Origin of the sequence: Exiguobacterium sp. s57, from assembly GCF_018617685.1 — a bacterium.
GTDB lineage: Bacteria > Bacillota > Bacilli > Exiguobacteriales > Exiguobacteriaceae > Exiguobacterium > Exiguobacterium marinum.
The window spans coordinates 339,388-348,409 of record NZ_JACSKR010000003.1 but is presented as its reverse complement, the minus strand read 5'-3'; the positions used below and the strand labels follow the sequence as shown (position 1 = coordinate 348,409).

Sequence of the window (9,022 nt, the reverse complement as noted above, 5' to 3'; positions counted from 1 at the left end):
TTATGGGGGCAGAACGCCTCAAGAAACCGGGAACCACAAAAAAGGACGAACCAGGTCGCAAGATGCGACCTGGTTCGTCAACAAGCTGCCTCTCTCACGAATCGTGAGAGAGGTTCATTGCCGCTATTATTTTACAACGTGGATTGGCATCCCCATTGCGATTTCAGCAGCTTCCATTGCCATCTCACCGAGTGATGGGTGAGCGTGGATTGTAAGCGCGATATCTTCAGCAGTCATACCAGCTTCAATTGCAAGACCAAGCTCAGCAATCATATCTGATGCGCCAGTACCCGCAATTTGAGCACCGATCAAGAGACCGTCCTCTTTGCGTGTGATAAGCTTCATGAAGCCGTCTGGCTCGTCAAGTGCGAGTGCACGACCGTTCGCTGCGAATGGGAATTTCGAAACTGTGATTTCGAGCCCTTCTTCTTTTGCGAGTGGTTCTGTGTAACCGACAGTTGCGAGTTCAGGATCAGTGAAGACGACTGCAGGGATTGCAGAGTAGTCGAGGTAAGCTGGCTTACCTGCAGCTGCTTCTGCTGCAATCTTCGCTTCGTAAGAAGCTTTGTGTGCAAGTGGTGGTCCAGGAACGATATCACCGATTGCGTAGATGTTTTCGTTCGATGTTTTACACTGGTCATCGATTTCAATGATGCCACGGTCGCTAATTTTCACTTCCGCGTTTTCAAGACCGATGTCGCCTGTGTTTGGACGACGACCAACTGTGACGAGGACATAGTCCGCTTCAACAGATTGCTCTTCACCGTTTACTTCAAACTTAACGGTTACGCCGTCTTCCGTTTCTTCAACACCTTTAGCAAGTGCATTCGTGTGGATTGTGACGTTTCCTTTTTGTTTGAGTTTCTTCTTAACGATTTGCGTCATTTGTGGTTCGAAACCAGACAAAATGTCGCTAGCGCCTTCTACAACGACGACTTCTGTATCGAAGTTAGCGTATGCAGTTCCAAGCTCCATACCGATGTATCCACCGCCGATAACGACGAGTTTTTTCGGTACTTCAGGAAGTGCCAATGCACCAGTTGAAGAAAGGACGCGTTTTGACCATTTGAACGATGGGATCTCGATTGGTGTAGAACCAGTCGCGATAATCGCTTTTTTGAATTTGTAAGGAGTCGAGCTATCTTCTGTGATGACACGAACTGTGTCTTCAGAAGCGAAGAACGCTTCACCTTGAAGGATTTCAATCTTGTTTCCTTTAAGGAGACCTTTGACACCGCCAGTTAATTTGTTAACAACTGACTGTTTCCAGTCTTGAACTTTTGTGAAGTCCACTGACACGTTGTCAGACGAGATCCCCATTGAATCGTGTCCTTTTGCGTGTTGGAAGTTGTGTCCAGCTGTGATTAACGCTTTCGACGGGATACATCCTACGTTCAAGCAGACACCACCGAAGTTGCCTTTCTCAACGATCGTTACTTTCATTCCGAGCTGTGCGCCACGGATTGCGGCAACGTATCCACCAGGACCGGCACCGATGACAAGCAAATCAGTTTCTTGTGCGAATTCTCCTACTACCATGTTCTTATCCCTCCATCATTAGAAGTGCTGGGTCTTCGAGCAAGCGTTTCACCATGTTAAGAGCGTTTTGTGCAGTCGCACCGTCGATGAGGCGGTGGTCAAAGCTGAATGAAAGTGCAAGTACTGGCGCGGCAACGATTTCACCGTTCTTCACGACAGCTTTCTCAGCGATCCGGCCGATACCGAGAATCGCAACTTCTGGGTGGTTGATGACAGGCGTGAACCATTGTCCACCGGCTGAACCGATGTTTGTGATTGTGATTGATCCGCCTTTCATGTCGTCCCCAGCGAGCTTGCCTTCACGAGCTTTACCCGCAAGTTCGTTAATGTTTGTAGCAAGTGAATAGATTGATTTACGGTCTGCATCTTTAACGACTGGTACAACGAGTCCGTTGTCTGTGTCAGCTGCGATCCCGATGTTGTAGTAGTTTTTGTAAACGATTTCTTCGTTCACGTCATCGATTGAAGCGTTGATTGTTGGGAATGCTTTCGCTGCAGCAGTCAATGCTTTCACGACGAATGGCAAATATGTGAGTTTCACACCTTGGTCAGCCGCGACTTGTTTGAAGTCTTTACGGAGTGCGACGAGTTTTGTAACGTCGACTTCGTCCATGAGTGTAACGTGTGGTGCAGTGTGTTTCGAGTTAACCATTGCTTTCGAGATAGCTTTACGGATTCCACGGATTTTCTCACGTGTTTCAAGCTCTGGAGTCGCTGACTCGTAAGGCTTGATTTCCGTTTTCGCAGCTGCTGCCGGTGCTACAGAATCTGTTTTTTCTGTTGTAGCTTCTGCAGACGGTGCTTCACCGTTCGCGAATGCATCGATGTCTTCTTTCATGACACGACCGTTGTCGCCAGAACCGCTCACTTCACGGATATCGACACCTTTTTCACGTGCATATTTACGAACAGATGGCATTGCGATGACACGCTCAGATTTGTGAAGTTGAACGTCGCGTGGCGCGTCTTCTTTCACTTCTTCTTTTACGTCTTCTGTTTTCTCTTCTGCTTTCGGTTGTTCAGGAGTCTCTTCCTCTTCTCCTGCTGGTGCGTCGCCTTCGATGTCAAATGTAACGAGGACGTCACCGACTACGGCAACTGTACCTTCAGAAACTTTAACCTCTTTGACTGTACCGTCGACTGGAGCCGGGATTTCAACGACTGCTTTGTCGTTTTGTACTTCCAAGAGAACATCATCCTCTTTGACCGTATCCCCTGCTTTTACGAACCACTTGACGATTTCACCTTCGTGAATACCTTCACCGATATCTGGTAATTTAAATTCAAATACTGCCACTGGTTTTTCCTCCCATCAATTCATCATGTAAACACGATAAGGGAGACAAATCTCCCTCATCGTTTATTCGACACGATCTTAGAAGTTCACAACTTCTTTAACTTTTGCAACGACATCTTTATGGTCAGGTAACCACATGTCTTCACCTTGTGCGAATGCGAAGACTGTGTCTGGTGCAGTCACTCGAAGAACTGGTGCTTCGAGGTGAAGAATTGCGCGCTCTTGAATTTCAGTTACAACGTTTGCTGCGATTCCTGCTTGACGTTGTGCTTCTTGAACGACGATCGCACGACCTGTTTTCTTAACAGACTCTACGATTGTCTCAATATCAAGCGGGCTCACTGTCATGAGGTCGATGACTTCAACGTTGATGTTTTCTTTTTCAAGCTCTTCCGCTGCTTTAAGTGAAGTGTGAACCATCGCACCGTAAGTGATGATTGAAACGTCTGTCCCTTCACGTTTCACATCTGCTTTACCGAGTTCGATTGTGTAATCACCTTCAGGCACTTCGCCACGGAATGAACGATACAATTTCATGTGCTCGAGGAACACAACCGGGTCGTTGTCGCGGATTGACGCGATCAACAAACCCTTTGCATCGTAAGGAGTTGATGGAATAACGACTTTTAGACCTGGTGACTGAGCCATTAAACCTTCAAGGCTGTCCGCGTGAAGCTCAGGTGTCTTAACGCCACCACCGAATGGTGAACGGATTGTGATTGGTTGGCTGTAAGCGCCGCCTGAACGGTAACGCATACGTGCCATTTGAGCTGCGATTGAGTCGAAAACTTCGAATACGAATCCGAAGAATTGAACTTCCATGATTGGACGGAATCCAGTAAGACCTAGACCGATTGCAAGACCACCAATCCCTGATTCAGCGAGTGGCGTGTCAAAGACACGGTCTTCGCCGAGCTCGTCTTGGAGACCTTCCGTCGCACGGAATACCCCACCGTTTTTACCAACGTCTTCTCCGAAAAGAAGTACTTTCTCGTCGCGTTTCATTTCAACGCGCATCGCATCAGTAATCGCTTGGATCATTGTCATTTGAGCCATAACTTACTTCGACTCCTTTGCAGTATATTCTTCAAGCTGTTCTTTCAAGTTTGAAGGAAGTTCTTCATACATGTTGTTGATGAAGTCCGAAACTTTTTGTTTTGGTTCTTTGTCAGCTTGGCTGATTGCTTCTTTCACATCTGCCTTCGCTTGCTCGATCACTTCGTTCTCCATATCCTCGTTCCAAAGCTTCTTGTTCTCAAGGAAGAGACGGAAACGAACAAGCGGATCTTTTTCTTGATACTCAGTATCGAGTTCTTTTGTACGGTAACGTGTTGGGTCATCCCCAGCAAGCGTATGTGGTCCGTAACGGTATGTGAGTGACTCGATGAGTGTAGGTGTTCCTTCGAGTGCGTCTACACGAGCTTGTTGTGTCGCTGCAAGCACTGCAAGAATGTCCATTCCGTCTACTTGGATTCCGTTGATTCCAGCTGCAACAGCTTTTTGCGCGATCGTCTTAGCTGCCGTCTGCTTCTCAACTGGCGTCGAAATAGCGAAGCGGTTGTTTTGAACGACAAAGATTGCTGGTGATTTGAATGCACCTGCAAAGTTCAATCCTTCGTAGAAGTCACCTTGTGATGACCCGCCGTCACCGGTGTAAGTAATGGCGACATTTTTGTTGCCGTTGCGTTTGAGACCCATTGCCACACCCGCAGTTTGAACGATTTGTGCACCGATGATGATTTGCGGCATCAATACGTTGACACCTTCAGGGATGCGGTTTCCTGCCACGTGTCCACGTGAGAACAAGAATGCTTGATAGAGCGGAAGTCCGTGGAATACGAGTTGTGGAATATCACGGTATCCTGGAAGAATCCAGTCCTCTTTGTCGAGCGCATATTGCGTCCCGATCATCGTCGCTTCTTGACCTGCCACTGGCGCGTAGAATCCTAGGCGTCCTTGACGGTTAAGTGAGATGGCGCGTTGGTCCCAGATTCGAGTATAGACCATGCGGCGCATGAGCTCCTGAAGTTGCTCGTCCGTTAAGTCAGGCATTGCGTCTTGGTTGACGACCTCACCCTTCTCGTCGAGAATACGGAACGTTTGGAAATTTTCTTCCACGTTTTGAAGTACCTGAACGTTGTTCATTCGTTTCACCTCATCCTTTCAACTATGAGACAATTGTCTTTTTTGTGATCAAACACTATCTCAAATCTTACGTGTATCTGTCCAAAAAAGCAATCTGTATTAACGTGATTCAGGAAAGTTATTCTATCCTGCCGTTTCCTTGTTAGTATAAAACGGGTTGTTACAATAACGCAAAAAATATGCTCACTAAAATAAACCGCTTACATTGAAGGGATATTACGTCTTTTTTACCGCTGTATTATTTTCATTTCACCTTCTGTACCATCCACATTACTTCCTGTTTAAATATGATATAATCAAACGTATACGTTTGATAGAAAGGAAGTTGTGTATGTTAACAATGAAAGATGTGATTCGCGAGGGAGATGAACGGCTTCGCGCTCGCTCAACTGAAGTACCGATTCCGCCAAAAGAAGAAGATTTGGCATTACTCGACGAGATGGAGACGTTCCTCGTCAATAGTCAAGATCCAGAAATGAGCGAAAAATATGAGCTGCGGGGCGGTGTCGGAATCGCTGCTCCACAACTCGGCGTGAACCGTCGTTTCTTCACGATACTGCTTCAAGAAGAGGAAGAGACATTCAAACTCTCCATCTTCAACCCTAAAATCACGAGCCATTCCGTCGAACAAACATTTTTAAATGGTGGGGAAGGCTGCTTATCGGTAGACCGCGTGGTCAAAGGAAATGTACCTCGTTTTCGTCGAATCACTTTAGAAGGGTTCGACCGAGACGGGAAGCCGATTAAGCTTCGCTTACGCGGAATGCGCGCCATCGTCTGTCAGCACGAGCTCGACCATTTGGACGGAATTTTGTTTTATGACCGCATCAATACAGCGAACCCGTTAGAAACTTACGGCGAACCGATTTAACATGTTTAGCTCGAGAAAAAGGGCACTGTTGTTACTATTCCCATTTTTATTTCTTTTAATCGGGGGATGTGTGCGAATCAATTATGATGCGACTGTTCATTATGACCAGTCCGTTTCTCTCGAAACGACATACGCCTTTCGGGAACATCCGGTCATGAAGTTGCTCAATCTCAGGCTCGATTGGGATACATGGAAAGAACAGGCTGAGGATAACGGGTATGAAACGGATGATTACTCGAGTACCGACGACTATGAAGGAATGGTTTTGAGGAAGACATTTAAAAATGTGGATGAGTTGCAACAGATTAAAGAAGAGTGGAAAACGGGTCCAGCTGGAATTTTGGTTCCTCCAGACATTCGATTCGACATCGAACAGCGAGAGGGTATCTGGTTCGATTCTTACACCCTCCAGACGAACCTCGACCTTCGACTTGATCAAGTCGACTTACCAGGAGTTGAACTGACAGGGTCTCCTAAAAAGTTAGCTGAGCGGTATATCCGTCAAGCCGATATCCGTTTCAACTTGAACGTGCCGACCGGCGTGTTTGTCGAGGACGGGACCGGTCTTGATCTCCGTTCTATGAAACATGTTGAGTGGCAAGTATATGGAGGACGCCAAAACAATTTGATGCTCGTCGCCCACGTGCCAAACATCAAAGCGTGGATTGTGACAATCATCGTACTCATTGCGGCGGTAATCTTATCCTATTTTATTTGGCGTAAATATCGTCAAAATGTTGGCAATCCGAGAAAGACCTCGATTCGTTCACGACTGCTAGGACTTTTAATTGTCTCGCTATCGCTATCGCTCATCATTGTCACATTCCGACAAGAGTTAGCGAACGAGCGACAATCTGAGGCGGTTCGTCAAGCTTCACAAACGAATGAATTCATCCCTACTTTTGCAGTGCATGGTCTACTCGGTACAGATCGGACCTTCCTTCGCTTCTCTCAAGCTATGGAACAAAGTGGTCAAGCGACTGATGGCGCACTCTGCACCGTTACTGTAAAAGGAAAAGCCGATTGTGAAATTTATGATTATAGTTCGAATCGCCCTATTGTCCGAATCGAATTCGAAGATGCGGAGGCTTCTTTAAACAACCAGACGAAGTGGTTTAACGCTGCCATCGAAACGTATAAAAAAACAAGAAATCGTTCGTTTGATCGCATGTATATTATCGGTCACAGTATGGGTGGTGTTGCTGCTGCCAACTATATCCTGAATCAAGAGACTTACATCGTGGATAAGTTCGTCACGTTCGATAGTCCGTTCGGCGGCACACGACTTGCGAACTTCGGACTATCTGCAAGTAATTTCGGAATCAATACAGGTAGTCCCGCTATCCGTGACTTATCACCTAACTCGGATGGGTTGCAAGCATTCCAATCAAAACTTGAGACATGGCCACGCTCCGTACAAGTACTCTCATTTTCCGGACGAGGTGGCGAATTTAATCTTATCGAGAAATCCAGTTCTCTGCTACTAGAAGAGTATACGAATAATATTCAAACCGAAACCGTCCCGTATGACCACTTCTCGCTCCATCGAAAGAGCGATGTATTGGAAGAGACGGGGAAATTCTTGTACGAATACACGAATGAATTTAATCCCATTGAGACGAATTAACGTTAAAAACAGCTATCCCTTTGACTGAGGATAGCTGTTTTTTTCAATATGTCATCGTCCACGTGACTTTTTGAAGCCAATAGATTGCGTACTTACCGAGTGGAATGTCTGTTTGTATTTCGTCATATGCTACCGTATATGTCCCGTTCTCGTTATTCCACAAACGATTAAAATACCCGTCCACTTCATCAAAGAATGCTGTATCCCCTTCCCCCTTCACTTCGACATCTGCCTCTAAGTTATAGTCGTTCATATTTCGGGTCGTATAATTCCCAGAGCCTAACACGACCGTTTTCTCATCTCCATCGACATATAGAATTTTCGGGTGATACTGCTCTTTGCCAACGTCATACCAGCGAATCTCGATTCGTTCCGGGTTGACGGTATTTAGTTCGGCTGTCACCGGTAAGTTCGGTAATCCCGACTTTGAACGACCAAACGCATTCGTGTTTGGGTCGAGAATCAAATGAACGGTCACACCTCGTCCCGCGGCGTCCTCGATTGCCTGGATGATATTCCGATCGGCCAGGTAGAACATTCCGATCCAAACGGTATCTCCGTCGTCCGCTCCATTCATCGCGTCGAGCACCGACTCTTGAATCTTCCCTTCCGTGACATAACGAATTTCCATTGTCGCCTCAGACGGTTCGCTCTCAATGCTAGACAACGCCTCGTCATCCGGGAAGCGTCGTGCATCCCCTTTCGAGAACGTCGCAACCGCTTGCTCGCCTTCAATGATTTCTTTTAAAATCGGTCCTTTTAAATGGACACCGACGTTTGAATGATACCCACTGGCGTCATGCGGATTCGCAGATAACACGAACCCTTCATTTTCAGTGACCATGACCTTCCGGTGGTTCGCTTTGATGTTTAACAGCCTCAAATACGCACGAACGGTAATGTCCGGCGCAGATGAGGCCATCGGATTCGGTAACCAACCGTCCTGACTATTTCCGAACCATTGAATCGCCATCCGGTAAAACGAGGAGTATAAAATATTCGGGTCACGAAGTTCGTCAAGATTCGTGTAAACGACTTCTGCCCCTGCTTCCTCTAGTACGTCGAAATGGTCTGACACGTGACCGTTGTATGTTGTATTAATTTCATCTGTGATGAAGACGACTTTCAAGTCTGGATAGCGTTCCATTTGTTCAAGCAACGCGGAAGAGAGTCTTGAAGTAATACTTGGATATTGCCGATCTTCGTTCGAATAAGGATTGAATAAGAAGAAGTCCATGACGATATAATCTTTCGCCTCTCGAATGGCTCGTTCCACTTCATTAAAGATTTCTTGCTCGACAATTTCTGTATCCTCACCCTGATACGTCAGATCATGTAGAAAATCGATTTGGTCATCCGAAATCATATATGGTTCGGACTGACGTGACACCCCTTCTGGTAATGGTTTGATTTGATGATATACGAGCGTGATGAGAAAAATGATCGCAATGATTGCCGTCCCCCACTTCCACCACTTCTTTTTCCCAGTCTTATTAGCCATACTTTCCCCTCCTTAGTTGCGGTGAAAAAAAAAAACAGGCTG

Annotated in this window: 7 protein-coding genes; 2 read left to right on the top strand and 5 right to left on the bottom strand. The window is 46.4% G+C overall.

Features of this window, described 5'->3' with window-relative positions; genetic code table 11:
- Positions 1 to 126 precede the first annotated feature (126 nt).
- From lpdA to pdhA, 4 genes are all read right to left on the bottom strand, one after another.
- Positions 127 to 1,539: a dihydrolipoyl dehydrogenase gene (gene lpdA / locus KNO98_RS10190; protein WP_026826367.1), complete on the bottom strand. Its 1,413-nt coding sequence runs from the start codon at positions 1,537 to 1,539 to the stop codon at positions 127 to 129.
- Positions 1,540 to 1,543: 4 nt separating this feature from the next.
- Positions 1,544 to 2,836, bottom strand: coding sequence for a dihydrolipoamide acetyltransferase family protein (locus tag KNO98_RS10185; protein WP_026826368.1), 1,293 nt, complete (start codon positions 2,834 to 2,836; stop codon positions 1,544 to 1,546).
- A gap of 78 nt (positions 2,837 to 2,914) precedes the next feature.
- Complete coding sequence (locus tag KNO98_RS10180; protein ID WP_026826369.1) at positions 2,915 to 3,892, bottom strand: alpha-ketoacid dehydrogenase subunit beta; 978 nt, start codon at positions 3,890 to 3,892, stop codon at positions 2,915 to 2,917.
- 3 nt (positions 3,893 to 3,895) lie between these two features.
- The gene (gene pdhA, locus KNO98_RS10175) at positions 3,896 to 4,981 is read right to left on the bottom strand and encodes a pyruvate dehydrogenase (acetyl-transferring) E1 component subunit alpha (RefSeq protein WP_026826370.1); all 1,086 of its coding nucleotides are present in this window, start codon (positions 4,979 to 4,981) and stop codon (positions 3,896 to 3,898) included.
- 331 nt (positions 4,982 to 5,312) lie between these two features.
- On the opposite strand from pdhA, the gene def reads away from it, so the two are divergent.
- Positions 5,313 to 5,852, top strand: a complete 540-nt coding sequence (gene def / locus KNO98_RS10170) for a peptide deformylase (RefSeq protein WP_026826371.1) — start codon at positions 5,313 to 5,315, stop codon at positions 5,850 to 5,852.
- A gap of 1 nt (position 5,853) precedes the next feature.
- Positions 5,854 to 7,479, top strand: a complete 1,626-nt coding sequence (locus KNO98_RS10165; protein ID WP_214700755.1) for an alpha/beta hydrolase — start codon at positions 5,854 to 5,856, stop codon at positions 7,477 to 7,479.
- A gap of 43 nt (positions 7,480 to 7,522) precedes the next feature.
- Here the strand turns inward: KNO98_RS10165 and KNO98_RS10160 are convergent, their stop codons facing one another.
- Positions 7,523 to 8,980: a phospholipase D family protein gene (locus tag KNO98_RS10160; RefSeq protein WP_214700754.1), complete on the bottom strand. Its 1,458-nt coding sequence runs from the start codon at positions 8,978 to 8,980 to the stop codon at positions 7,523 to 7,525.
- Between the last annotated feature and the right edge of the window lie 42 nt (positions 8,981 to 9,022).

Bases quoted from the DNA above. Each gene is read 5' to 3' on its own strand.
- KNO98_RS10160 (WP_214700754.1), bottom strand. From the start codon at position 8,980: ATGGCTAATAAGACTGGGAAAAAGAAGTGGTGGAAGTGGGGGACGGCA.
- pdhA (WP_026826370.1), bottom strand. From the start codon at position 4,981: ATGAACAACGTTCAGGTACTTCAAAACGTGGAAGAAAATTTCCAAACG.
- def (WP_026826371.1), top strand. From the start codon at position 5,313: ATGTTAACAATGAAAGATGTGATTCGCGAGGGAGATGAACGGCTTCGC.
- KNO98_RS10165 (WP_214700755.1), top strand. From the start codon at position 5,854: ATGTTTAGCTCGAGAAAAAGGGCACTGTTGTTACTATTCCCATTTTTA.
- KNO98_RS10180 (WP_026826369.1), bottom strand. From the start codon at position 3,892: ATGGCTCAAATGACAATGATCCAAGCGATTACTGATGCGATGCGCGTT.
- lpdA (WP_026826367.1), bottom strand. From the start codon at position 1,539: ATGGTAGTAGGAGAATTCGCACAAGAAACTGATTTGCTTGTCATCGGT.